The organism is Actinacidiphila sp. bgisy167, from assembly GCF_057707665.1.
Map to the genome: position 1 here is coordinate 71466 of NZ_JBYIQP010000002.1, position 24990 is coordinate 96455.

23 protein-coding genes are annotated in these 24990 nt (G+C 72.2%); 13 read left to right on the plus strand and 10 right to left on the minus strand.

The genetic code is table 11. The annotated features are described in order from the left end of the window. Position 1 precedes the first annotated feature (1 nt). From AC3ET4_RS01370 to AC3ET4_RS01385, 4 genes are all read right to left on the minus strand, one after another. A complete protein-coding gene (locus AC3ET4_RS01370) occupies positions 2–886 on the minus strand; it encodes an LLM class F420-dependent oxidoreductase (protein ID WP_431944917.1) in 885 nt (294 codons plus the stop codon). Positions 887–1056: 170 nt separating this feature from the next. After that, positions 1057–1293, minus strand: a complete 237-nt coding sequence (locus AC3ET4_RS01375; RefSeq protein ID WP_431944919.1) for a helix-turn-helix domain-containing protein — start codon at positions 1291–1293, stop codon at positions 1057–1059. After that, complete coding sequence (locus tag AC3ET4_RS01380) at positions 1293–1778, minus strand: DUF2975 domain-containing protein (RefSeq protein WP_431944921.1); 486 nt, start codon at positions 1776–1778, stop codon at positions 1293–1295. The genes AC3ET4_RS01375 and AC3ET4_RS01380 overlap by 1 nt, the downstream gene beginning before the upstream one ends. Positions 1779–1876: 98 nt before the next feature. Then, entirely contained in the window at positions 1877–2641 is a 765-nt protein-coding gene (locus AC3ET4_RS01385) for an IclR family transcriptional regulator (RefSeq protein ID WP_431944923.1), read from the minus strand. Positions 2642–2901: 260 nt separating this feature from the next. On the opposite strand from AC3ET4_RS01385, the gene allB reads away from it, so the two are divergent. From allB to AC3ET4_RS01400, 3 genes are all read left to right on the plus strand, one after another. Then, entirely contained in the window at positions 2902–4263 is a 1362-nt protein-coding gene (gene allB / locus AC3ET4_RS01390; RefSeq protein WP_431944925.1) for an allantoinase AllB, read from the plus strand. Next, the gene (gene alc, locus AC3ET4_RS01395) at positions 4260–5369 is read left to right on the plus strand and encodes an allantoicase (RefSeq protein ID WP_431944927.1); all 1110 of its coding nucleotides are present in this window, start codon (positions 4260–4262) and stop codon (positions 5367–5369) included. The genes allB and alc overlap by 4 nt, the downstream gene beginning before the upstream one ends. A 266-nt stretch (positions 5370–5635) precedes the next feature. Beyond that, positions 5636–6235, plus strand: a complete 600-nt coding sequence (locus AC3ET4_RS01400) for an SMI1/KNR4 family protein (RefSeq protein ID WP_431944929.1) — start codon at positions 5636–5638, stop codon at positions 6233–6235. A gap of 356 nt (positions 6236–6591) precedes the next feature. Here the strand turns inward: AC3ET4_RS01400 and AC3ET4_RS01405 are convergent, their stop codons facing one another. The 4 genes from AC3ET4_RS01405 to AC3ET4_RS01420 are packed head-to-tail and all read right to left on the minus strand — an operon-like array spanning position 6592 to position 11182. Continuing rightward, positions 6592–7950 carry a GH1 family beta-glucosidase gene (locus AC3ET4_RS01405; protein ID WP_431944931.1) on the minus strand — a complete coding sequence of 453 codons (1359 nt, stop codon included), beginning with the start codon at positions 7948–7950 and terminating at the stop codon, positions 6592–6594. A 37-nt stretch (positions 7951–7987) separates the two neighbouring features. After that, positions 7988–8848: a carbohydrate ABC transporter permease gene (locus tag AC3ET4_RS01410; protein WP_431944933.1), complete on the minus strand. Its 861-nt coding sequence runs from the start codon at positions 8846–8848 to the stop codon at positions 7988–7990. Continuing rightward, positions 8841–9851: a carbohydrate ABC transporter permease gene (locus tag AC3ET4_RS01415; protein ID WP_431944935.1), complete on the minus strand. Its 1011-nt coding sequence runs from the start codon at positions 9849–9851 to the stop codon at positions 8841–8843. Before AC3ET4_RS01415 ends, AC3ET4_RS01410 begins: the two co-directional genes overlap by 8 nt. Before the next feature lie 14 nt (positions 9852–9865). After that, a complete protein-coding gene (locus tag AC3ET4_RS01420; protein ID WP_431944937.1) occupies positions 9866–11182 on the minus strand; it encodes an ABC transporter substrate-binding protein in 1317 nt (438 codons plus the stop codon). Between the two features lie 139 nt (positions 11183–11321). Here AC3ET4_RS01420 and AC3ET4_RS01425 point away from each other — a divergent pair, with 139 nt between their 5' ends. Together AC3ET4_RS01425 and AC3ET4_RS01430 are read left to right on the plus strand one after the other, a co-directional pair. Next, complete coding sequence (locus tag AC3ET4_RS01425; RefSeq protein ID WP_431944939.1) at positions 11322–12593, plus strand: ROK family transcriptional regulator; 1272 nt, start codon at positions 11322–11324, stop codon at positions 12591–12593. A gap of 34 nt (positions 12594–12627) precedes the next feature. After that, positions 12628–13443: an AIM24 family protein gene (locus AC3ET4_RS01430; protein WP_431944941.1), complete on the plus strand. Its 816-nt coding sequence runs from the start codon at positions 12628–12630 to the stop codon at positions 13441–13443. A gap of 204 nt (positions 13444–13647) precedes the next feature. Here the strand turns inward: AC3ET4_RS01430 and AC3ET4_RS01435 are convergent, their stop codons facing one another. Beyond that, positions 13648–14250 carry a TetR/AcrR family transcriptional regulator gene (locus AC3ET4_RS01435; RefSeq protein ID WP_431944943.1) on the minus strand — a complete coding sequence of 201 codons (603 nt, stop codon included), beginning with the start codon at positions 14248–14250 and terminating at the stop codon, positions 13648–13650. Between the two features lie 224 nt (positions 14251–14474). Here AC3ET4_RS01435 and AC3ET4_RS01440 point away from each other — a divergent pair, with 224 nt between their 5' ends. From AC3ET4_RS01440 to AC3ET4_RS01455, 4 genes are all read left to right on the plus strand, one after another. After that, positions 14475–14957, plus strand: coding sequence for a peroxiredoxin (locus AC3ET4_RS01440; RefSeq protein WP_431944945.1), 483 nt, complete (start codon positions 14475–14477; stop codon positions 14955–14957). A 247-nt stretch (positions 14958–15204) separates the two neighbouring features. Next, a complete protein-coding gene (gene tdh / locus AC3ET4_RS01445) occupies positions 15205–16233 on the plus strand; it encodes an L-threonine 3-dehydrogenase (RefSeq protein ID WP_431944947.1) in 1029 nt (342 codons plus the stop codon). A 63-nt stretch (positions 16234–16296) separates the two neighbouring features. Continuing rightward, on the plus strand, positions 16297–17490 hold the full coding sequence (locus AC3ET4_RS01450; protein ID WP_431944949.1) for a glycine C-acetyltransferase: 1194 nt from the start codon (positions 16297–16299) through the stop codon (positions 17488–17490). Positions 17491–17494: 4 nt separating this feature from the next. Continuing rightward, the gene (locus AC3ET4_RS01455; RefSeq protein WP_431944951.1) at positions 17495–18427 is read left to right on the plus strand and encodes a LysR family transcriptional regulator; all 933 of its coding nucleotides are present in this window, start codon (positions 17495–17497) and stop codon (positions 18425–18427) included. 45 nt (positions 18428–18472) lie between these two features. Here AC3ET4_RS01455 and AC3ET4_RS01460 read toward each other — a convergent pair whose 3' ends face one another. Beyond that, the gene (locus tag AC3ET4_RS01460; protein ID WP_431944953.1) at positions 18473–19294 is read right to left on the minus strand and encodes an HAD hydrolase family protein; all 822 of its coding nucleotides are present in this window, start codon (positions 19292–19294) and stop codon (positions 18473–18475) included. A gap of 441 nt (positions 19295–19735) precedes the next feature. On the opposite strand from AC3ET4_RS01460, the gene AC3ET4_RS01465 reads away from it, so the two are divergent. The 4 genes from AC3ET4_RS01465 to AC3ET4_RS01480 are packed head-to-tail and all read left to right on the plus strand — an operon-like array spanning position 19736 to position 24955. After that, positions 19736–21028: an ABC transporter substrate-binding protein gene (locus AC3ET4_RS01465; protein ID WP_431944954.1), complete on the plus strand. Its 1293-nt coding sequence runs from the start codon at positions 19736–19738 to the stop codon at positions 21026–21028. Positions 21029–21030: 2 nt separating this feature from the next. Then, a complete protein-coding gene (locus AC3ET4_RS01470) occupies positions 21031–21927 on the plus strand; it encodes a carbohydrate ABC transporter permease (RefSeq protein ID WP_431945081.1) in 897 nt (298 codons plus the stop codon). Then, on the plus strand, positions 21927–22847 hold the full coding sequence (locus AC3ET4_RS01475) for a carbohydrate ABC transporter permease (protein ID WP_431944956.1): 921 nt from the start codon (positions 21927–21929) through the stop codon (positions 22845–22847). Before AC3ET4_RS01470 ends, AC3ET4_RS01475 begins: the two co-directional genes overlap by 1 nt. Then, positions 22844–24955: an alpha-galactosidase gene (locus tag AC3ET4_RS01480; RefSeq protein ID WP_431944958.1), complete on the plus strand. Its 2112-nt coding sequence runs from the start codon at positions 22844–22846 to the stop codon at positions 24953–24955. The genes AC3ET4_RS01475 and AC3ET4_RS01480 overlap by 4 nt, the downstream gene beginning before the upstream one ends. Positions 24956–24990: the final 35 nt, after the last annotated feature.

The window sequence follows — 24990 nt, forward strand, 5'->3', positions numbered from 1 at the left end:
GTCAGCCCCCGAGCTCGGCCAGCCGGGGCACGGCCGGAGCGCAGCGGCTCTCGATCCAGCCGGCCGGCTCGGCGTCCGGTGGCATCACGATGACCGTGTCGACGCCGAGCGCGGCGTAACCGGCCATGTCGGCGACGAAGGCATCGGTGTCACCGCTGCGGAGGGAGTCGCCGGCGAAGAGCAGGGTCTTGCGGATCCGCGCGTAGTCGCGTCCGGCCTCGTCGCAGTGCGCCCGCAGCACCTCGAGCTTGTGCGCGACCTCGGCGGTCGAGGAGGCGAAGAGGTTGCAGGCGTCGGCGTAGCGCGCGACCAGGCGGAGCGTCTTGCGCTCGCCGCCGCCCCCGATCATGATCTCCGGGCGGGGTGTGCTCACCGGGGCCGGGTGGCCGAGGGTCTCCGCCAGGGAGTAGTGCGTGCCGTCGAAGGGGCCGTCGTCGTCCTGGTCCCACATCTGCAGGCAGATCCGCAGCGTCTCCTCCAGCCGTTCGAAGCGCTCCGCGAGTGGCGGGAAGGGCACGCCCAGGCCCAGGTGCTCGCGTGCGTACCAGGCCGCCCCGAGGCCGAGGGTCGCCCGGCCGCCGGACAGGACGTCGAGGGTGGTCGCGATCTTCGCCAGCAGGCCGGGGTGGCGGTAGGTGACCCCGGTGACGAGGACGCCCAGCCGGACGGAGGAGGTGCGGGCGGCGAGGAAGCCCAGAGTCGTGTAGGCCTCCAGCATCGCGGCCTCGGCGCCGCCGTTGTTCTCCATTTGGAAATAGTGGTCCATCACCGACAGCCAGCTCGCGCCGGCCGACTCGGCGGCCTCACCGGCGGCGGCGAGCGCGGGCGCGAGGCCGGCGGGTCCCGCGGGGTGGTCGAACTTCGTGAGGTGCAGTCCCAGTCGCATGGTTCCACCGTCCGTCGTGGTCGCTACGGTGACGACCGTAGGTCGTGGAGTGCGCTCGAGGTCAAGCAGCCGTGGCTGCCGTCACCCCGCCGGGCGCACGCCGCCGTCACCCCGCCGGGCGCCGCCGTCACCCCGTGCCGACCCGGCGCGCCCGGCCGGGGGCGTGGGCATCAGACCGTTCGCGCGTCGGCCGTCGCGGGTTCGTCGGCCTCCCAGCGCAGCAGGTCGCCCGGCTGGCACTCCAGCACCTCGCAGAGCGCGGCGAGGGTCGCGAAGCGCACCGCCTTGGCGCGGCCGTTCTTGAGCACGGCCAGGTTGGCGGGGGTGATCCCGACGCGGTCCGCGAGTTCGCCCACGGACATCTTGCGTCTGGCCAGCATCACGTCGATGTCGACGGCGATCGGCATCAGATCACCTCGGCCAGTTCGTCCCGCATCCGTGCGGCCTCGACGTCGCGGGCGACGGCCTGGGCGAGCAGCATCCGCAGCACGAGCACGATGAGCGCGACCCCGAGGACGGCCACGCCGACGCCGCCCATGATGACCGTGACACCGGGGTCGTCCCGCTGGCCCGGCGCATTGAGCAGGGTGACAGCGAACCAGACGAGGGCGGCCGCCACGATGGCGCCGATCATGACGTCCACGTAGCGGAAGGCGGCGTGGGAGAACACGGTGCCACGCCGCACCATCGCCACCAACCGCCATACGCAGACCAGGGCCACCTGGGCCGCCACGAGGCCCAGGATCGTGACCAGGCGCAGCGGGGTCAGCGGGAGCGACCCGTCCTCCGGGTCGGTGGCCAGCGCCCACACCATCAGTGCCTGTATGCACACCGAACCCGCGAGCAGCACCGCGAGCACGGCACGCAGCGCGAGCAGCGTCAGCTTTCCCATTGCCTCTCCCTCGATCGTCCTTCGATGGAAAGCTATCGACTTTCGATAGGTGAGGCAAGAGCTGTACCCGCTGGGGCGAAAGGTGGTGGTGCCCGGGGTCAGGCGGCGCCGCTGCCGGTCAGTGCGGCCGACAGACTCCGCGCCACGCCTTGCAGCACCGGCACGATCTTCTCGACGGCCGCCTCCGTGACCCGTCCGGCGGGTCCGGAGATGGAGATGGCGGCGGCCGTGGGGGAGTCGGGGACCGTGACGGCCAGGCAGCGCACACCGACCTCCTGCTCGTTGTCGTCCACGGCGTAGCCCTGGGCGCGGATGCGCTCCAGCTCGGCGAGGAAGGCGTCCGGGTCGACGATGGTCCGCTCGGTGGCCGCCGGCATGCCGGTGCGGGCCAGCAGGGCCCGTACCTCCTCCGGGGGGACGTGCGCCAGCAGGGCCTTGCCGACGCCGGTGCTGTGCGGCAGGACGCGCCGCCCGACCTCGGTGAACATCCGCATCGAGTGGCGTGAGGGGACCTGGGCGATGTAGACGACCTCGTCGCCGTCGAGGAGGGCCATGTTGGCGGTCTCGCCGGTGGCCTCGACCAGTTCCGCCAGATAGGGGCGGGCCCAGGTGCCCAGGAGGCGGGCCGAGCTCTCGCCGAGGCGGATCAGCCGGGGGCCGAGCGCGTAGCGGCGGTTGGGCTGCTGGCGCACGTAGCCGCAGCCGACCAGGGTGCGCATCAGCCGGTGGATCGTGGGCAGGGGGAGCCCGCTGCTCGCGGACAGTTCGCTGAGGCCCACCTCGCCGCCCGCGTCGGCCATCCGCTCCAGCAGGTCGAAGGCGCGTTCGATGGACTGGACGCCCCCGGCGCGGTCTGACGCCACGTTTCCTCCCCAGGCGGACGGTGGTGAAAGCGCAGCCTACCGGCCCTGACCAGGCAGGCGACGCCGTGAGCGGCGGTCGTGGGGCGGGCGGTGGCCGTCGGGCTACGGAAAGCGCATTCCATTGGACGGAATCCTTCAACTGTACTGCGGGGACGCCTCGCGGTGCCCCCGGGGCGGGGTTGACGTGGCTCGGGGGCGGGCGGAGGATGCGGTTCAACAGAACGTTGACGTCCTGGGCGTTTGTCGGGGAAGGGGAGCCCGTGTCCGAGGCCGCTGACGGGATCGAACTCGTCCTGCGTTCACCGCGGGTGGTCACCCCGCACGGCGAACGCGCCGCCGACGTGGCCGTCGCGGGCGGCCGGATCGCCGCCGTTCTGCCGTACGGGGGCGAGCCCCCGGCGGGCGCCCGTCTGGTCGACCTCGGCACGGACGCCCTGCTCCCCGGCCTCGTCGACACCCACGTCCACGTCAACGAGCCCGGCCGCACCGCGTGGGAGGGCTTCGCGACCGCCACCCGGGCGGCCGCGGCCGGCGGCGTCACGACGCTGGTCGACATGCCGCTCAACAGCGTCCCGCCGACCACCACCGCCGCCCATCTGGAGGTCAAGCGCGCCACCGCCCGCGGCCGGGTCCACACCGACGTCGGGTTCTGGGGCGGCGCCGTCCCCGGCAACGCCGGCGATCTGCGTCCTCTGCACGACGCGGGGGTCTTCGGCTTCAAGTGCTTCCTGCTGCCCTCCGGGGTCGACGAGTTCCCGCCGCTGGCCCCGGTCGAACTGGAGGCGGCGATGCGGGAGATCGCCCGCTTCGACGGCCTGCTGATCGTCCATGCCGAGGACCCCCGGCTCATCGACGCCGCCCCGCCGCCCTCCGGCCGGGCGTACGCCGGATTCCTCGCCTCCCGTCCCCGCGCCGCCGAGAACGCCGCCGTCGAGGCGCTGATCGACCTCGCCCGCCGTGTGGACTGCCGGGTGCACGTCCTGCACCTGTCCTCCGCCGAGGCCCTGCCCCTGATCGCCGCCGCCCGCCGCGACGGCGTACGCCTGACGGCCGAGACCTGCCCGCACTACCTGACGCTCACCGCCGAGGAGGTCCCGGACGGCGCGACGGTGTTCAAGTGCTGCCCGCCGATCCGCGAGTCGGGCAACCGGGAGGCGCTGTGGCAGGGCCTGCTCGACGGCACCGTCGACTGCGTCGTGTCCGACCACTCGCCCTCCACCGCCGACCTCAAGCATCTCGACACCGGGGACTTCGGCGCGGCGTGGGGCGGCATCTCCTCCCTGCAACTCGGCCTGCCCGCGGTCTGGACCGACGCCCGCCGGCGAGGCGCCGCACTCACCGACGTGGTCCGCTGGATGGCGTCGGGCCCGGCACGCCTCGCCGGGCTCAGCACCAAGGGCGCCGTCGCCCCGGGCCACGACGCCGACTTCGCCGTCCTGGCGCCCGACGAGAGCTTCACCGTGGACCCGGCGGCGCTCCACCACCGCAACCCGGTCACCGCCTACGCGGGCCGCACCCTCACCGGGGTGGTGCGCAGCACCTGGCTGCGCGGGGAGCAGATCGCCGGCCACGGCGCGGCCGCCCACCCCTGCGGCCGCCTCATCGCAAGGGAGAACGCATGACCGCCGTCCCCCGGCACACCGGCGCCGCCCAGCCCTACGGCGGAGGCGACCCCTACGCCGACTACCGGGGCGCCGACCTGTCCTTCACACGTCTCGTCGACCTCGCCGACCGGCGGCTGGGCGCCGCGGTGACCGCCGCCAGCGACGAGTTCTTCGCCGAACGGGAGAACCTGCTCGTCCCAGGACGCGCGGAGTTCCGACCCGGGCACTTCGGACACAAGGGCCAGGTCATGGACGGCTGGGAGACCCGCCGCCGGCGCGGCACCGGCCCTGACAGCCCGCACCCCGGCGACGCCGAGCACGACTGGGCGCTGATCCGCCTCGCCGCCCCCGGCGTCGTACGCGGCGTGGTCGTGGACACCGCCCACTTCCGCGGCAACCATCCCGCGGAGATCGCCCTCGAGGCCGTCTGCGCACCGCTGTCCGCCGCGCCCGCGGACCTGCTCGGCGACGGTGTGCGGTGGACGGAACTGGTGCCCCGTACGGCCGTCGGCGGCCATGCCGCCAACGGATTCGAGGTGGCCGTCGAACGCCGCTTCACCCACCTGCGGCTCAAGCAGTTCCCCGACGGCGGCATCGCCAGGCTGCGCGTCCACGGCGAGGTCGTCCCCGACCCGGCGTGGCTGTCCGCGCTTGGCACCTTCGACCTGGTCGCGCTGGAGAACGGCGGCGCCCCCGAGGACGTCTCGGACCGCTTCTACTCCTCCCCGGTCAACCTCGTCCTGCCGGGCAGGTCGCACCGCATGGGCGACGGCTGGGAGACCCGCCGGCGCCGCGACAAGGGCCACGACTGGGTGCGCTACCGCCTCGCCGGGCAGGGCACCGTCCGCGCCGTCGAGATCGACACCGCCTACTACAAGGGCAACGCCCCCGGCTGGGCCGCCCTGCTCGGCCGGGACGGAGAGCACGGCGACTGGTTCGAGATCGTGCCGCGCTGCCCCCTGCGGCCCGACACCGTCCACCGCTTCGTCGTCGACGTCCCGCCCGCCACCCACGTACGCCTGGAGACCTACCCCGACGGCGGCGTCGCCCGCCTGCGCCTGTGGGGCTCGCTCACCGAAACGGGCGCCGCCCGCCTGGCCCGGCGCTGGGAGGACCTGGCCTGAGCGCCCGGGACCGCGGCGCCGACCGCCCGGCAAGCGGCATACGGGGACGCGGTTTTGTCGGGGCACGCCGCGCGCCGCAACATCGCCTGCACCGTCGGTACGAACGCAAGGCAGGACACTTCCTCGCGTTCGCCGGCATCCCCGCCGCTCTGATCTGCTACCGCAGACTTGTGAAGGTCATCACCTCGACGTGATCCGTAGAGTGCGGCTCCAAAGGGTGCGGCCCAAGGCGGGGGACCGTGCCACGACACACCGTCGAGGAACTCATGACTGACTACCTGGCTGCCGTGCTGGAGATGCTCGGCCCGGCCCAGAACGGCTTCGCGGACCCAGCTGCCTGGGACCGTCTCCACGCAGAGCTCGGCATAGAACTACCGCCCGACTACAGGGCACTCGTGGACGCGTTCGCCCCCATCCAGATCAACGGGCACCTGTACCTCCACCACCCCGCGACCGAACGGTGGAACCTGGGCGAACACATGCGCAGCACGATCAAGGCGTGGTCCGAGGTGCCGTGGGACGACCTCCATCTCGACCCGGACAAGGACCCCCGCCAGCTCTTCGGACTCGACGAGCTGAGCTTTGGCACCCCCAACGGGCTGTGGCCGATCGCGGGCACCGACAGAGGCGAGACCATCTTCCTGATCGCTGCCTCCGAGGCTCCGAGGCTCCTGGTGAGCTATCACGAAACCTGGGCAGAGCACCGCATTCTTTTCGTGGAATGGCTCTACCGCTATCTTGTCGGCGAGGACATGAGCGGGCCCAACAGTGCAGCCTTCTACCCTGGCCCCGTGAAGTTGCAGCGCCTTCCGATGTCCGCCGGCGAACGCACCGAACCTTGGTACGGCCCAGACCGCGGCATGTGAGAGGTCGCCACTTCCATTACAGCAGCCACCTGATGAGAGCACCTTCTCAGCGTGGCGCCGGCCGTCCAGTACCGGGCAGCCACCTGTACCTGGTTCGCCGGATCCGGCTGTCGAGCGGGCGGGTATGAGGCGCGACAACCCGGTTCACCCCAGGGCAAGCCCGCTCTGGGCAGGTAGCACTCCAGCCAAGCGGGTGTGAGAGCCCGTCGGCACGCGGCCCGGCAGCGGCCCGCTCCGGCTGCGCCCCGGACCAGCGGACAAACGTCGTCTCGACGCGAGGTGGCCAGCCCTCACGGCGTGCGGAGCACCGTTGGGTGCAGGCACGCCGAGAGGTCGAAGCCGCCGCCGAGGTGGCGTCAGGCCGCGCTGCGGCCGCGGCGCCGGTGGGCGGCGATGATGTCGGCGTAGCGGCGGCCGCTGCCCTTCACGGTCCGGCGCTGGGTCGCGTAGTCGACGTGGACGAGGCCGAAGCGCTTGGCGTAGCCGTACGCCCATTCGAAGTTGTCCAGCAGCGACCAGGCGAAGTAGCCGGCGAGCGGGGCGCCTGCGCGCACGGCGCGCGCGCAGGCCGCCAGGTGCTCCTCCAGGTAGGCGGTGCGCTCCGGGTCGTGGACCTGCCCGTCGGGGCCGACACGGTCCTCGTACGCCGAGCCGTTCTCGGTGACGTAGATCGTGCGGGCGCCGTACTCCTCGGTCAGCCGCAGCAGCAGCCGCTCCAGGCCGTCGGCGTGCACCTCCCAGTCCATCGCGGTGCGGCGGACGTCCGGGAGACGCACGGCACGGGTGCGGGGGACCGGCCCCGAGGGGTCGTCGGCGACGACGTCCCGGAAGTAGTAGTTGAGGCCCAGCCAGTCCAGCGGCGCGGCGATGGTCTCCATGTCGCCCGCCTGGACGGGCAGGTCGACCCCGTACAGCTCCAGCATGTCCTCGGGGTAGCCGCGGCCGTGGATCGGGTCCAGCCACCAGCGGTTGGTGTGCCCGTCGGCGCGCAGCGCCGCCGCGACGTCCTCGGGCCGGTCGGAGGCCGGCTCGCAGGGGCTGAGGTTGTTGACGATGCCGACCTGGGCGTTCGGGACAGCGGCGCGCAGCGCCTGAACCGCCAGGCCGTGGCCCAGGTGCAGGTGGTACGAGGCGCGGACGGCGGCCGTCAGGTCGGTGAGGCCGGGGGCCATCTCGCCCTGCAGGTGGCCGATCCAGGCGGAGCACAGCGGCTCGTTGAGCGTGGCCCAGTGGGTGACCCGGTCCCCGAGCCGCTCGGCCACAACGGCGGCGTAGTCGGCGAAGCGCAGCGCGGTCTCGCGCTCCGGCCAGCCGCCGCGGTCCTGCTGCGCCTGCGGCAGGTCCCAGTGGTAGAGGGTGGGGAAGGGGGTGATGCCCGCCTCCAGCAGGGCGTCGACCAGGCGGTCGTAGAAGGCCAGGCCAGCGGGGTTGACGGTGCCGCCGCCCTGCGGCACCACGCGCGGCCAGGCGATCGAGAAGCGGTACGCGTCCAGGCCGAGCCGGCTCATCAGGCCGATGTCCTCCGGCACGCGGTGGTAGTGGTCGCAGGCGATGTCACCGGTGTCGCCGTTCGCGACCTTGCCCGGAGTGCGGGAGAAGGTGTCCCAGATGGAGGGCGCTCGGCCGTCCTCGGCCACGGCTCCTTCGATCTGGTACGAGGCCGTCGCGGCGCCCCACACGAACTGGTCGGGGAGGGCGCTGAGGTCGAGGGTCACGGACTGCCTTTCGTTCGGGGGTGCTGAGGGTGGGGGCTCACTTGACGGCGCCGGCGGTCAGCCCGGCGACGAGGTAGCGCTGCAGGAGCAGGAACCCGGCGACGACGGGCACGCTGACCACGAGCGAGGCGGCCATGACCTGGTTCCAGTACACGTCGGTCTGCGTGGCGTAGCCCTGCAGGCCGACGGCGAGCGTGCGGCTGGTGTCGTTGGTCATGACGGAGGCGAACAGCACCTCGCCCCAGGCCGTCATGAAGGCGTACACGCAGACCGCGACGATGCCGGGCACGGCGGCCGGGACGACGACCCGGAACAGCGCTCCCAGCGGCCCGCAGCCGTCGACCATGGCGGCCTCGTCCAGGTCGCGGGGGATCGAGTCGAAGTAGCCCGCCAGCATCCAGACGGAGAAGGGGAGCGAGAAGGTGAGGTAGGTCAGGATCAGGCCGCCGCGGCTGCCGTACAGGGCGATGCCCGTCGCGTTGCCGAGGTTGACGAAGATCAGGAAGAGCGGCAGCAGGAAGAGGATGCCGGGGAACATCTGGGTGGACAGGATCGTCACCGAGAAGAAGCGGCGGCCCTTGAAGTCGTAGCGGCTGACCGCGTACGCCGCGAAGACCGCCACGGCGACCGAGCAGATCGTCGCCCCGCCCGCCACGACCAGCGAGTTCACGAAGTAGCGGGCGAGCGGCACGGTGTGCCAGATGTCGGCGTACGGGCGCAGGGTGAAACCGCTGGGGAACCAGCGGAACGGGCCCTGCACGTCCTGCAGCGGCTTCAGCGACGAGACGACCATGACGAACACCGGCGCCAGCGCGAAGGCCGTCAGCACGGCCAGAACGATCCGCCGGGTCCACACGAAGGAGCGCGGCGCGGCCATGGGGCTGCGGACCTCAGGCATCCTTCCTCCTCAGGGAGGTGGCGAGCAGGTAGAGCACCGTCACGACGAGCAGGAAGAGCAGCAGGAGCACGGACATCGCCGAGCCGGAGCCGAAGTTCCAGGTCACGAAGGACGACTGGTAGATGTGGATCGAGATCAGGTCCGCGGCGTCCGGCGCCGCCCGGCCGAACAGCACATAGGGCGTGTTGAAGTCGTTGAACGTCCACAGGAACAGCACCAGCACCAGGACCTGGTTGACCGGGCGCAGCGACGGCAGGGTGATCCGGCGGATCTGCTGCCAGATCCCGGCGCCGTCCATCGCCGCCGCCTCGTACAGCTCGCGGGGGATGTTCTGCAGGCCGGCCATCAGGCACAGGAACGCGAACGGCCACTGCCGCCACACCGACACCGTCACCAGCGCGAAGAAGCTGTTGTCGCCGATCAGCCAGAAGGGCCGGCCGTCGGTGAGGTGCAGCTGGTCGTGGATCACGTGGTTGATCATGCCGGTGTCCCGCTGGAACATGAACGACCAGGTGATCACCGCCGCGTAGACGGGCAGCGCGTACGGCACGAGGAAGACCGCGCGCAGCAGACCGCGACCGCGGAAGCGGTCCTGCATCAGGATCGCGGCGGCGGTTCCGAAGAGCCAGGACAGCCCGACCGCCAGCACCGTGAACTCGCAGGTGACGAGGAAGGACCCCAGCAGGTCCGCGCCGACGGGTGCGTTGAAGTCCACCGCCACGCGGTAGTTGTCGAGGCCCTTCCAGGGGGCGGACGACCAGTCGCTGATGAAGAACTGGGTGAGCTCCTTGAAGCTCATCACCACGCCGACGACCATCGGCACCAGGTGGATGAGCAGTTCCAGCGCGAGGGCGGGCAGTAGCAGGACGTACGGGAGCGACGCGCGCCGCAGCCGCGCCGGCGGGCGCAGCCGCGACAGCGGGGTCCTTCCCCCGGCGGCCTCGCGGCCGCCGGGGGAAGGCGCCTTGGAGTTGTGCCGCACGGGCGGCACGGTGGCGGTCATCGGTTCCTTCGTCCTCACGACGCCGGCATCTGCTGCTGGGCCTTTTCGAGGGCGGCCTTGACGCTCTCGGTGGTGACCGGGCGGCCGGCGGCGGCGTCGGCGAACAGGTCCTTCATCGCCGTGCCGACGGTGGTCTCGAACTGGCTCTCGTTGGCCACCTGCGGCAGCGGCGCCGCGCTGCCCGCGAGCGCGTCCGCGAGGACCTTCAGGTCAGGGGTGGCGAAGGCCGGGTCGGACTGGGCGGCCTTGACCGGCGGGAGCGAGCCGTAGGCGCCGTTGAGGATCTTCTGCTCGTCGTCGCTGGTCATGAACTTCACGAACTTCAGCGCGCCGTCGAGGTTGTCGGTCTTCTTGAAGACAGCCAGGTTGATGCCCGCGACCATCGAGTTCACCGCGGTGTCGCCGGTGGCGCCCGCGCTCTGGAACGGCACCTGGGCGACGCCGTAGTCCTCGGGCTTCATGCCGTGGGACTTCAGGGAGGAGCCGGCGGCCTGCCACAGCAGCATGGCGGCCTTGCCGGTGGCGAAGTCGGCGACGGACTGGTTGGCGGCGTACTCGGCGTTGCCAGGGGCGGCGATCTTGTCCTTGGCGATGAAGTCGATGTACTGCTTGACCGCGGCGACGGCCTCCGGGGTGGTGAAGGTCGGCTTGCCGGAGGCGTCGAAGAAGTCGGCGCCGTGCTGCTTGCCGAAGACGAAGGCGTGGTGGGCGTTCTCGGAGAGGTTGCCGCCCTCGACGGCGAGGCCGTACTTCCCGCCCTTGGTGAGCTTCTTGCCGTCGGCGACGAGCTCGTCCCACGTGGTGGGCGGGTTGGCGATGCCCGCGTCGGCGAACATCTTCTTGTTGTAGTAGAGGCCGTAGGCGAGGGAGTACAGCGGCACCGCGGCCGGGTCCTTGCCCTCGGCGCCCGTCGCGCCCAGAGCGGAGGGGACGAAGCGGTCCTTTCCGCCGATGGCTTCGAACGCCTTGGCGTCGAAGGGGTGCAGGGCGCCGGTGGCCTGCAGGGAGGCGGACCAGGTGTTGCCGATGTTGAGCACGTCGGGGCCCTGGCCGGAGGTGGCGGCGGCGAGGATCCGGTTGAGCAGGTCGGACCACGGGATGACCTCGAGCTTGACCTTGATCCCGGTCTGCTGCTCGAACTTCTTGAGTTCGGGCGTCAGGGTCTGCTTGTCGGCTTCGAGGCTGGCGCCCTGGTTGCTGGCCCAGTAAGTGAGCTCTTTGGGGCTGCCGTTGCCGCTGCCGTCGGTCGAGGAGCCGCCGCCGCACGCGGTGGCGGAGGCGATGAGCGCGGCCGCGAGCGCCGCGGCGGCCGTGGTGCGGGTGATGTGCATGACCGGGGGTCCCTCTCCAGGGTGGGTGCCTTAGGGGAATGAAGTACGTCACGCCTTAATTCAAGGCGTGATTTAACGTCTGAGGAAACATGGCGTCAAGACTTGGCGCAGCGATAGATTCAGCCGGGGAGGGAGCACCATGGCAGACCGAGGCAAGCGGACCGTACGCGACCTGCGGCGGGGCAACCGCTCGGCGCTCTTGCGGCACCTGTATTTCGAAGGACCGCTCAGCCGTCAGGAGTTGGCGAGGGACACCGGACTGAGCACAGGCTCCATCAGCAACGTCGTGGCCGAGCTCATCGCCGACGGCGTCGTCGAGGAGGCCGGCTCGGTCGAGTCCGACGGCGGCCGCCCCCGCGTCATGCTCAAGGTCGCACCGCGCCAGGGCTTCCTCATCGGCGTCGACGTCGGCGAGACCCGCGTCCGCGTCACCCTCTTCGACCTCGCCCTCACCGAACTGTCCTCCACCGACCGCCCGCTGGCCGACAGCGGCCACGACGTCGCCCTGGTCGTCCAGCTCATCCTCGACGGCCTGTCCGTCGTCCTGCAGGACACCCGCGTCGACCCCGCCCTCGTGCTCGGCGTCGGCATCGGCGTGCCCGGCATCGTCGAGCAGGGCGCCGGCGGCGCCGGGGCGGTCGTGCACGGCCAGACCATCGGCTGGGAAGCCGTCCCCCTCGGCGCGCTGCTCGCCGAGGGCACCGCGCTGCCGCTCCACATCGACAACGGCGCCAAGACCCTCGGCCAGGCCGAGATGTGGTTCGGCGCCGGACGCGGCGCCCGCAACGCGGTGATCGCGCTGCTCGGCTCCGGGGTCGGGGCCTGCGTGGTCGCCGACGGCACGCCGTACCGCGGGGCCAGCAGCAGCGCGGGGGAGTGGGGCCACACCACCCTGCAGGTCGGCGGACGGCGCTGCCGCTGCGGCGCCCGCGGCTGCCTGGAGGCCTATGTGGGCGCCGAAGCGCTGATCGAACGCTGGAACGCGCCCGCCGGGCTCAGCGAGGAGGCCGCGATCGCCGCCCTCCTGAACGCGGCCGAGGCCGGGGACGCCGCCGCCGTCGCGCTGCTCGACGAGACCGCCGAGTACCTCGGCGCCGGCATCGCCGACCTCGTCAACCTCTTCAACCCCGAGCGCATCGTGCTGTCCGGCTGGACGGGCCTGATGATCGGCCCGCGCCTGCTCGGCGCCGTCCGGGAGGCCACCGCCGCGTACGCCCTGCACCACCCCTGCGCCCAGACCTCCATCGAGCTGGGGCGGCTCGGGACGGACGCGGTCACCGTCGGCGCCGCCACCCTGCCGCTCGCCCGCTTCCTCGACGCCGGCGGCCGGCCCGCCGCCTCCGCCGCCCGCCCGCGGGAACAGGCGGAACCGAATCGTCCGGGTCGTTCGTTGTCCGGTACATCCGTGTGAACGAGAGCACGCCGAGAACGACCGGAGTACCGCAGTGACCCTCAAGCAGCAGATCGTGGGCAACGCCATGCAGATGGCCGTCTGCACCCTTCAGCCGGGCCAGACCGTCTACTGCGAGGCGGGGAAGTTCCTGTTCAAGACCGCGAACGTGAGCATGGACACCCGGCTGGCGGGCCCCGGCGCCCAGCGCCGCGCCGAGGGCGGCGGTGCGGGCGGCGGCATGGGCGGCATGCTGCGCCAGGCGATGGGCACGGCCATGCAGGTCGGCCAGCGGGTGCTGGCGGGCGAGAGCATCGCCTTCCAGTACTTCACCGCGAGCGGCGGTGAGGGCACCGTCGGCTTCGCGGGTGTCCTGCCCGGGGAGATGCGCACCCTCGAACTGGACGGGTCACGCGCCTGGTACGCGGAGAAGGACGCCTTCGTGGCGGCGGAGTCGACCGTCGACTTCGGCATCGCCTTCCAGGGCGGCCGCAGCGGCATGAGCGGCGGCGAGGGCTTCATCCTGGAGAAGTTCACCGGCCGCGGCACGGTGATCATCGCCGGTGCGGGCAACTTCATCGACCTCAACCCGGCCGACTTCGGCGGCCGCATCGAGGTCGACACCGGCTGCATCGTCGCCTTCGAGGACGGCGTGCGTTACGGGGTGCAGCGCATCGGCGGCCTCAACCGGCAGGGGATCATGAACGCCGTCTTCGGCGGCGAGGGGCTGTCGCTGGCGACCCTGGAGGGCGACGGGCGCGTCATCCTGCAGTCCATGACCATCGAGGGCCTGGCCAACGCGCTGAAGAAGGCCCAGGGCGGCGACAAGCAGGGCCCCACCGGCGGGCTGTTCTCCACCCACGCGGGCTGATCCCCGCCCCGGCCGCCCCGGTGCGGCAGCGCGGCGTGCGCACTCGCGCGCCGGGGCGTGTGCCGGAACCGCGGTGTGAGGTCCACGCGGCCGGCCGCTACCAGAGGGCGGGCCGTCCTCGTCGAAGTAGCGGCCGTTCGTCGCGCCCGCACTCGCCGCCCAGCCCGGTCGGCATGGCCAACGGTGGATCTCACGCGGCCGGCGTCACACCACCCCGGCGCGCTCCAGGACGTGCCGGACCGCCCGCGCCAGGGAGGCGCGCACCGCATCCGCGTCGCCGAGCGCGGCGGCCATCACGGCGCCGTCGCGCAGCATCATCAGGTCCGCCGCGTCCTCGGCGGGCTCGGGGTCGCCCGCCTCCGCGAGCAGCCGGGCGACCAGTTCGCGCAGCCAGTCACGATGGGCGACGATCGCGCGCGAGACGGGGTCCGACAGGTCCGGGTACTCCGCGGCCGCGTTGAGGAAGGGGCAGCCGCGGAAGCCCGGCGCGCACAGCTGGTCGCCGAGCGCCCCGGCCACCGCCAGCACCGCCTCCCGCGGGTCCAGGCCTTCGAGCGCGGCCGAGGTGAAGGCGCGGATCTGCTCGTCGGTGGCCTGGATGTAGCTCAGGACGAGCTGCTCCTTGCCCAGGAAGTGCCGGTAGAGAGTGGCCCTGGTGGTGGACGCCTCCGTGACGATCCGGTCCATTCCCACGGCGTGGATGCCCTCGCTGTAGAACAACCGGGCCGCGGTGGCCAGGATGCGGTCGCGCGGCGGTGCGCCGGCTGCGGCGTGCGTGGCCAGAGGGACGGCGGCAGGGGCACTCATGTCCTTGACGGTAGCGGAACGCACCACGTACCGTCTCGCCAAGAACGAACGTTCTGCATCGCGCGACCGCGCCGCGTCCCCCGCGCGGGGACGCCGGACAGCCGGAGCCCGGGCCCGAGCTGGAGCCCGCGCCGGAGCCCGAGGGTCCGGAATTCCGGGTTCTCCGGCGCACCGAGCCCCGGACGGCGCGGCCGCCGCGCCCGCCCCCTGTGAGGAGACCTGCCATGCCCGTGCCCGAGATCGGCACGCCCGCCCCCGACTTCGCCCTTCCGGGAGTCCTGCTCGACGGAACGACCGCCGAGCGCGGCCGGTACTCCCTGTCCGCGCAGCGCGGCGCGCCCGTCGTGCTCGCCTTCTACCCCGGCGACGACTCGGCCGTGTGCACCAAGCAGCTCTGCTCCTACACCTCCGACCTGGACCGCTTCCGCGACCTCGGGGCGACGGTGTGGGGTGTCAACTTCAGCGACCTCGACAGCCACGAGCAGTTCGCCCGCAAGCGTGACCTGCGCTTCCCGCTGCTCGCCGACACCGAGCGCACCGTGGCCAGGGCCTACGGCATCACCATGCCGGGCCTCGGACTGAAGCGCTCGGTCTTCATCGTGGACGCGGAGGGCATCGTGCGCTGGAAGCACGTCGCCCGCCTCGGCCTGACCTTCCAGGACACCGGCACGATCACCGCGCAGCTGGCCGCGCTGGCCCCGCGCTGAGCCGTGCCGCCGCCGGGCGGCAGCCGCCCGTGTCGCCCTTCCGGCCGAGCGTGAAGCTGCGCTGTTGCCGAGCTTAAGAAAAGATCGATGGACTGAACGCTCGAAGCCGGGCAGATTGTCGTCTGCCCGGCACATCGCGCGAGCCGGCGCCGACGGGCGCCGCCGCTCCCGCCCGGGCTCCCCCGCGCCCGGTCCGCGTCCCCCCGCGCGGGCCGGGCCACAACGTCTGCCGGCAGGAGTCGCAAGAGTGAAGGCACTGGTGAAGGAGAAGGCCGAGCCCGGCCTGTGGCTGCGGGACGTCCCGGAGCCGGAGATCGGTCCCGGGGACGTCCTCATCAAGGTGCTGCGGACCGGGATCTGCGGCACCGACCTGCACATCCGTGCCTGGGACGGCTGGGCCCAGCAGGCCGTGGCCACGCCGCTCGTGCTCGGCCACGAGTTCGTCGGCGAGGTGGCGGCCGTCGGCTCCGACGTCGCCGAGATCAAGACCGGCGACCTCGTCAGCGGCGAGGGCCACCTCGTCTGCGGCAAGTGCCGCAACTGCCTGGCCGGCCGCCGCCACCTGTGCCGCAACACGATCGGCCTGGGAGTCGGCCGCGACGGCGCCTTCGCCGAGTACGTCGCGCTGCCCGCGTCCAACGTGTGGGTGCACCGGGTCCCCGTCGACCTCGACATCGCGGCGATCTTCGACCCGTTCGGCAACGCCGTCCACACCGCTCTGTCCTTCCCGCTGGTCGGCGAGGACGTGCTGATCACCGGGGCCGGGCCGATCGGCATCATGGCCGCCGCCGTCGCCAAGCACGCCGGCGCGCGCAACGTCGTCATCACCGACGTCAGCGAGTACCGCCTGCAGCTGGCCCGCAAGGTCGGCGTCAGCCTCGCCCTGAACGTCGCCGAGACCACCATCGCCGAGGGGCAGCGCGAGCTCGGCCTGCGCGAGGGCTTCGACATCGGCCTGGAGATGTCCGGCCGCCCCGAGGCCATGCGCGACATGATCGCCAACATGACGAACGGCGGCCGCATCGCGATGCTCGGCCTGCCCGCGGAGGACTTCTCCGTGGACTTCGCCAAGATCGTCACGTCGATGATCACCATCAAGGGCATCTACGGCCGTGAGATGTTCGAGACCTGGTACGCCATGTCCGTGCTGCTGGAGGGCGGCCTCGACATCGCCCCGGTGGTCACCGGCCGCTACTCCTACCGCGACTTCGACGCCGCCTTCGACGACGCCGCGAGCGGCCGGTGCGGCAAGATCGTCCTGGACTGGACCTCCTGACCCCTCCCGGCCCCGAGGGCACGGCCCCACCGCACCACCCGCAGCTTCCCAGGGAGACTCCCGATGTTCGACTCCGTCCGCGACGACCTGCGCGGCACCCTCGACGAGATCCGCGAGGCCGGGCTCTTCAAGCCCGAGCGCGTGATCGGCAGCCCGCAGAACGCCTCCGTCTCGGTCACCGGCGGCGGCGTCCCCGGCGACGTCCTCAACTTCTGCGCCAACAACTACCTCGGCCTCGCCGACCACCCCGAGGTCACCGCCGCCGCCAAGGAGGCCCTGGACCGCTGGGGTTACGGCATGGCCTCCGTTCGCTTCATCTGCGGCACCCAGGAGGTCCACAAGGAGCTCGAGGCGCGCCTTTCCGCCTTCCTCGGCACCGAGGACACGATCCTCTACAGCTCCTGCTTCGACGCCAACGGCGGCGTCTTCGAGACCCTCCTCGACGCGAACGACGCCGTCATCTCCGACGCGCTCAACCACGCCAGCATCATCGACGGCATCCGGCTGTCCAAGGCCCGCCGCCTGCGCTACGCCAACCGGGACATGGCCGAGCTGGAGGCGCGCCTGAAGGAGGCGTCCGACGCCCGCCGCCGCCTGATCGTCACCGACGGCGTCTTCTCGATGGACGGCTACATCGCGCCGCTGGACGAGATCTGCGACCTCGCCGACCGCTACGACGCCATGGTCATGGTCGACGACTCCCACGCGGTGGGCTTCACCGGCCCGGGCGGCCGCGGCACCCACGCCCTGCACGGGGTGATGGACCGCGTCGACATCATCACCGGCACCCTCGGCAAGGCCCTCGGCGGGGCCTCCGGCGGCTATGTCGCGGCCCGCGCGGAGATCGTCGCGCTGCTGCGCCAGCGCTCGCGCCCGTACCTGTTCTCCAACTCCCTCGCGCCGGTCATCGCCGCCGCCTCCCTGAAGGTCCTCGACCTGATCGAGGACTCCGAGGAGCTGCGCACCCGCCTCGCGGAGAACACCGCGCTCTTCCGCTCCCGTATGACCGAGGCCGGATTCGAGATCCTGCCCGGCGAGCACCCCATCGCCCCGGTCATGATCGGTGACGCCGCCAAGGCGGGCCGTATGGCGGAGCTGCTGCTGGAGCGCGGCGTCTACGTCATCGGCTTCTCCTACCCCGTCGTGCCGCACGGCCAGGCCCGCATCCGGGTCCAGCTGTCGGCCGCGCACTCCACCGCGGACGTAGAGAAGGCGGTGGACGCGTTCATCGCCGCGCGCGAGGCCCTGGCAGGATGAATGGGTGATTGACGCACGACGGCTGCGGACCCTGAGGGCCGTGGCGGACCACCGAACGGTGACCGCCGCGGCCGCGGCCCTGTACCTGACCCCCTCCGCGGTCTCCCAGCAGCTCGCGGCCCTGGAGCACGAGACCGGCCACCGGCTGCTGGAGCGCGGCGGCCGCGGCGTCCAGCTCACCCCCGCCGGCGAGATCCTGCTCACCCACGCCAACACCGTCCTCGCCCAGCTCGAACGCGCCGAGGCCGAGCTGGCCGCCTACACCTCCGGCGCGGCCGGAGAGGTGACGGTGGCCTCCTTCGCCACCGGCATCGCGCTGGTGCTCGCCCCCGCCATCGCCGCGCTCGGCGGCACCGCCCCGGGCATCCGCGTGCGGGTGCGCGACGCCGAGGGCGACGAGTCGCTGCCCATGGTGCTCGACGGCCGCGCCGGGATCGCCGTCGCCGTCGAGTACCGGGGCGCCCCCCGCGCCGACGACCAGCGGCTCTCCCGCGTCCCCCTGTACGCCGAGCCCTTCGACGCCGTCCTCCCGTCGGGGCACCGCCTCGCCGACGCCGGGACGGGCTCCGTTCGCGTCGCCGACCTCGCCGGCGAGACCTGGATCGGCCCCTACCCCGGCAACCCCTGCCACGACGTGGTGGTCCTGGCGTGCGAGTACGCCGGGTTCCAGCCCCGTCTCGAGCACTCCTCCGACGACTTCCGCGCGGTCGTCGCCCTCGCGGCGGCGGGCGCGGGCGTGGCTCTCGTCCCGCGCAGCGCGCTGCGCGACATGGATCTGTCCGACGTCGCCGTCCGGCCCGTCGACGACGTCGTCGCCACCCGCCGGGTCTTCGCCGCGGTCCGCCGCGGCGCCGAGGACCACCCGCTGCTGCGCCCCGTGCTCGACGCGCTGCGCGAGGCGGCGCAGGGCGCGGGCGGCACGGACGGAATCGGCTGACCCAGTCCGGACGGTGTGAACTCCCGGGAATCGCCCTTCGGTGTGTCAGCGCTCCCGCGCTCCTGCTCCGAAGAGCCGCTCCAGGACGCGGGCCACGCCGTCGTCCTCGTTGGAGGCCGTGCGGTGGGGGACCGCCGCGAGCGCGGCCGGGTGGGCGTTGGCGACGGCGCACGCGGTGCCCGCCCAGGTCAGAACGGGCAGGTCGTTTGGCATGTCGCCGAAGGCGACGACCCGCTCGGCGGGGATGCCGCGGTCCGCGCACAGGGCCGCGAGGGCGGCCGCCTTGGTGACGCCGAGGGCGCTGACCTCCAGCAGGCCGCGGCCGCCGGAATGGGTGAACTGGGCCCGGCCACGGGCGGCCTGTTCCGCGACGGCGAGCAGCGCGTCCGCGTCGAGCGCGGGCGACCAGGCGAGCAGCTTCACCACGGGGCCCGGGGCCGTCCACAGTTCGGCGAGCGAGCGCACGGGGAGTTCGGCGTCCGCGTCCTCGGGCAGGTGGTGCCCGTACCCCGGTGCCCAGCGCAGATGGTGGCCCGTCTCCACGGCGAACCCGACGCCGGGTGCCGCGTCCCGCAGCGCGGCGGCGACCATTCGTGCGACGGAGGCGGCGAGCGGGGTAGACCCCGTGACGGTGCGTCCGGCGATGTCGTACACGATCGCGCCGTTGGAGCACACCGCGGTCCCGGTGAGGCCGGTGGCGGCCGCGAGCGCGTCGAGGTAGCGGGGCGGCCGGGCGGTCACGAGGACGACCTCGGCGCCGGCGCCGGACGTGGTGCGCAGGGCGTCCAGCGTGCGGGTGGAGAGCGTGCCGTCGTCGCGCAGCAGCGTGCCGTCGAGATCGGTGGCGACCAGGCGGGGGCGGGGCATCGCGGCATCCTAGGGGTCCGCGGAAGGCGGCGCGGCTCGGGGCGGCGCGTGCCCGGCAGGTCACCGGCAGATCCCGTTTTTAAGTTAATTAGCAATTAATATTGACAGGCTTCCGGGGTCCGGCCACAGTTTCCGCCGTGGCACCGGCGCCCGGCGCGACGTCGCGGCGTCACGGTGCGGCACCTGCTCCACCCCCGTTCCTCCGCCGCTGTGTCCGCCGTCGGGCCTGTCTCGGCCGTGTCGGCTTGCTGCGGTGCGCGTCGGCCCGTGCCGGCGGGGGCGCCTGAAGGGCCTTGCGGGGCCCGCGACGCCCCACAGAAATAAATTACTAATTAATCTTGACGGGACGCTGACCCCTGCGACAGGCTGTGCCTGCCGCACCAAGAGCCGGGCCGTCAGGGGGCCTCAGCTCCGTTCCGTGGGCACTAAGGGAGTGCACAGATGACCGCCTTCAACGCCAGTCGCCGCCGGTTCCTCGCCGTCTCCGGCGCCGTCGGCACCGGCGCGCTGCTCAGCAGCTGCGTCACCCAGAGCCCGTCCGCCTCCGGAGGAAAGTCCGGCGGCCCGGTGACCCTGCAGTCCAACCTCTCCTCCCCGCAGGCGAAGAGCTCGATGCAGCAGCTCGTGGCCGCCTTCAACAAGCGCGGCGGCGCCGAGGCGAAGCTCAACACCGTCGCGTCGGAGACCTTCCGCACCCAGCTGCCGACGTACCTCACCTCGGCCAACCCGCCGGACATCTACACCTGGTACCCGGGCTCCGTCGCCGAGTCGTACGCCAAGAAGGACTTGCTCCTCGACCTGGACGACATCTGGGCCAAGCCCGAGCTGTCCGGCTACACCGACGCCCTGAAGAAGCTGTCCACCTCCGCCTCCAGCGGCAAGAAGGTCTTCGTGCCCACCAGTTACTACTGGTGGGGCATGTTCTACCGGAAGTCCCACTTCGCCAAGTGGGGCGTGCAGGAGCCGAAGAACTGGGACGAGTTCCTCGATCTGTGCGACAAGCTCAAGAGCAAGGGCGTCGCCCCGATCGGCCTCGGCGCCGGCGGCGACACCCCGTGGGTCGCCTCCGCGTGGTTCGACTACCTCAACATCCGCGTCAACGGAGCCACTTACCACCGCGAACTGCTGGCGGGCAAGCACCGCTTCGACGACCCCGAGGTCCGCAAGGTCTTCGACACGTGGGACCAGGCCCGCCCGTTCTTCGACCCGAACGGCACGGCGATACCGTTCCAGGACGCCACCACCGCCCTGCTGCAGGGCCGCACCGGCATGATGCTCATCGGCACCTTCTTCGCCGACGCCGCGCCGAAGGACGCCCTGGGCGACCTGGACTTCTTCCAGTTCCCCATCATCGACCCCAAGGTTCCGGTCGCCGAGGAGGCGCCCACCGACGGCTACTTCGCCAGCGCCCGCAGCAAGCGCGCCGACGGCGTCAAGGAGCTGCTGAGCTACCTGGCCACCGCCGAGGCGCAGGAGCTCTACCTCAAGAACTCCTCCGGCACCGCGCTGCCCACCCACCCGGACGCCAAGGACGCCGGCACCCCGCTGGTGGTCAAGGGCCGCAAGCTCATCGAGAGCGCCTCCGATGTGACGCAGTTCTTCAACCGCGACTCCAGCGACGCCCTCCAGCCGACCGCCGACACCGCGCTGGTGCACTACCTGGCCAAGCCCAAGGAGATCGGCTCCATCCTCACCACGTGGCAGCGCGGCGCGCAGAAGATCTGGAGCCAGTGACGATGGCGCTGCTCGGCTCAACACGTCGGTCCAGGGCCACCCGGGTGCCCCCGGTGGTCCTGGCCTTCGTCCTCGTCCCGCTGCTCGCCGAGGCCTTCTGGGTCTTCTGGCCGGCCCTCCAGGGCTTCTACCTCTCCCTGACCTCCTGGGACGGCCTGGCCGCCCCTAAGTTCGTGGGCCTGGGCAACTTCAGCGAGATGCTGCACGACCCGGTCTTCCGCACCGCCGCGGTCAACACGGTGCTGTGGCTGCTGCTCTTCGGCGGGCTCTCCGCCGCCCTGGGCCTCGGCGCCGCGCTGCTGCTCCAGCAGGAGCGGCGCGGCGTCGGGTTCTACCGGGCGGCGCTCTTCCTGCCGGTGGTCTTCTCACTGGTCGCCACCGCGCTGGTGTGGCAGGCCATGTACCAGCCGGACGGCCTGATCAACAATGTGCTCGACGGCATCGGCCTCGGCGGCTGGAAGCACGCCTGGCTCGCCGACCAGGACACCGCCTTCTACGCGGTGATCGTGCCCGCGCTGTGGCGCCAGGTCGGCTACGTGATGGTGCTGTACCTGGCCGGGCTGAAGGGCATCGACCCCGCCCTGTACGAGGCGGTCAAGGTCGACGGGGCCACGCGCCTGCAGCAGTTCCGGCACATCACGCTGCCGCAGCTGCGCAGCGTCAACGCGGTCGTCCTGTCGGTGATCATCATCGACTCGCTGCGCTCGTTCGACGTGGTGTGGGCGCTCACCCGCGGCGGCCCGTACCACTCCTCCGAACTGCTGAGCACCTACATGTACTCCACCGCGTTCCAGTCCCTGCGGCTGGGCTACGGCTCCGCGCTCGCCGTCGTCATCTTCGTGCTGGCCTTCGGTGTCATCGCGAGCTACCTCGTGCGCGCCTTCCGGGAGGCCGACTGATGACCGCCACCCATGCCACCGCGCGCCTCGAGGACCCGGCCGGCGGCGACGGCGCCGCCGAGGCCCCGGCCACGGCGCCGCGCCGGCCCGTGCCGAGCGGCCGCGCCCTGCGCACCGCCGGCTTCCACGTCACCGGGATCGCGCTGTCCGCGCTGTGGCTGCTGCCGATCGTCCTTGTCCTGGTCACCAGCACCCGCACCTTCGACGACATCGCGGCGCACGGCGTCGGCAGCTGGCCGCACTCCTTCACCCTCGACGGCTTCCGCCAGGCGTGGGTGGACGGCGGCCAGCAGCGCGCCCTCATCAACAGCCTGCTGGTCACGATCCCCACCGTGCTGCTGTCGCTGGGCCTGGCCTCCATGGCAGCCTTCGCGCTCAGCCGCTACGACCTGCCGTTGCGGCGCGTCCTGCTGCTGCTGATGCTCGGCGGCAATCTGCTGCCCCCGCAGATCCTGCTGATCCCGGTCTCCAAGCTCAGCGAAGTGCTCGGCATCTACGACCAGTTGTACGCCCTGATCGGGGTGCAGGTGGGATTCGGCGTCGGCTTCTACGTCTTCGTGCTGCACGGCTTCATGCGGGCCATCCCCGGTGAGATCCAGCAGGCCGCCGTCATCGACGGCGCGGGCCCCTGGCAGATCTACTGGCGGATCATCCTGCCGCTGGCCCGACCGGCGCTGGCCGCGCTGAGCGCCCTGTCGTTCACGTGGATCTTCAACGACCTGCTGTGGGCCATCACGGTGCTGCGCACCGACACCCAGATGCCCATCACCGCGTCCCTGATCGGACTGCAGGGCCAGTACGTGTCCATGTGGAACGTCATCGCGGCCGGCTCGGTGATCGCCGCCGCCCCGACGGTGGCCGTCTTCCTCCGCTTCCAGCGCCACTTCGTGGCAGGACTCAACCTCGGAGCCGTCAAGTGACCGCGCACGACCGGTGGCTGCTGCGCACCGACACCACCACCTACGCCGTCGTCCTCGGCGGCGACGGCCACTGGGCCGAGCTCGCCGCCTGGGGGCCGCACGGCGCCGAGGACGGCCCGTCGCCGCTGGACTGGTCGCGCCGCACCCACTTCATCACCCCCGCCGACGCCGCCCCGGCCGAGTACATCCCCTACGGGCTGAGGCCGTTCACCGGCGCCGACCTGGTCGCCTCCCGCCCCGGCGGGGACCGCGGCAGCTGGTGGCGGTTCGACGGCGCCACTCCGGACGGCGACCGGGCGCTGCGCCTGGACTTCGCCGACGACCTCCTCGGGCTGCGCACCTCGCTGCACTACGAGACGGTGCCCGGCACCGACGTCGTTCTGCGGTGGACGGAGCTGACCTGCACCGGCGAGGAGGAGGTGCGGCTGGAGCGCTTCGACTCCGCGGCCGTCAACGTGCCCGTCCAGGGTGGCGCGCGGCTGAGCTACCTGGCGGGCCAGTGGTCCCAGGAGTTCCAGCTGAAGGACGTGACGCTGGAGCGCGGGCGCTTCGAGATGGAGAGCACCCAGGGCTCCGCCGGGCACGCGTACCACCCGTGGCTCGCGATCCAGGACGCCGCATCCCCCGCCGAGGGCGCCACCCCCACCTACGGCATCGCCCTGGAGTGGTCGGGCAACTGGCGGATCACCGCCGACGCCGAGCCCGGCGGCGCGGTGCGCGTCCGCGCCGGCCGGGTGCCGCACGAGGGCGCCGTCCGCCTCGCCCCCGGCGCCACCCTCGTCACGCCCCGGCTGGCCTGCGCCTTCAGCCCCGACGGCCTCGACGGCCTGGCCCGTGTCTGGCACCGCTATGAGCGGCGCCTGACAGGCGGGCGCATGGACCGGCCGCGCAAGGTGCTCTACAACTCCTGGGAGGCCACCGGCTTCGACGTCGACGCCGCCGGCCAGCTCGAACTCGCCAAGGTCGCCGCCGAGCTCGGCGCCGAACTCTTCGTCGTCGACGACGGCTGGTTCACCGGACGGCCCGACGACACCGGGGGCCTTGGCGACTGGGACCCGGACCCGGCCGAGTTCCCCGGCGGATTCGACCGGTTCGTCGAGGACGTCCGGGCGCTGGGCCTGGACTTCGGCCTCTGGGTCGAGCCCGAGGGCATCAGCCCCCGCTCGAAGCTGTACGCCGAGCACCCCGAGTGGGTGTACCGGATCGACGGCCGCCCCGCCACGCTGGTGCGCAACCAGCTGCTGCTCGACCTCGGCCGTGAGGACGTCCAGGAATTCGTCATCGGCACCCTGGACCGGCTGCTCGGCTCCCACGCCATCAGCTACCTCAAGTGGGACATGAACCGCCCGCCCACCGAGCGCGGACGCCCCGGCCACCCGGCCGGCCCCGACCCCGAGCGCCAGGACCTCGACGCCGCGCACGTCGCCGGCTACCTGCGCGTCCTGGACCACCTGCGCACCGCCCACCCGAACGTCACCGTCGAGGGCTGCGCCGGCGGCGGCGGCCGCGTCGAGCACGCCACCATCGCCCGCACCGACGTGGTCTGGCCCAGCGACAACACCGCGCCCATGGACCGGCTGCGCATCCAGTACGGCTACCTGCACGCGCACGCACCGCACACCATGAGCTCCTGGGTGACCGACGCCCCTGGCGTCTTCGACCCGCGGCCCCGCTCCCTCGCCTTCCGCTTCGTCAACTCCATGGCCGGCGTGCTCGGCATCGGCGCCGACATCCGCCACTGGACGCCCGAGCAGCGGGCCGAGGCCGCGCGATGGATCGCCCGCTACAAGGAGATCCGCGACATCGTCCACCACGGCGAGGTCCACCTGCTGGGCAGGCCCGTCGACCCGACCTGCGGCATCCAGTACGAGGAACCGGGCGGCGACCGGCTGGTGGTGACGGCCTGGAACACCGGCCCCCTCGACGGCGCGCCGCTGGTGCCCGGCCGCGCCGCCCGGCTGCGCCTGCGCGGGCTGCGACCGGACGCCGTCTACGCCGACGCGGCCACCGGCACCCGCTACAGCGGCGCGTACCTGCTCCACTCGGGGCTGCCGTACGCCTGGACCGCCGGGCACGACGCGGACCTGACCGTCCTGGTACGGCAGTGACGACAGCGGAAGAATCTGCATCCACCTGACCCCCG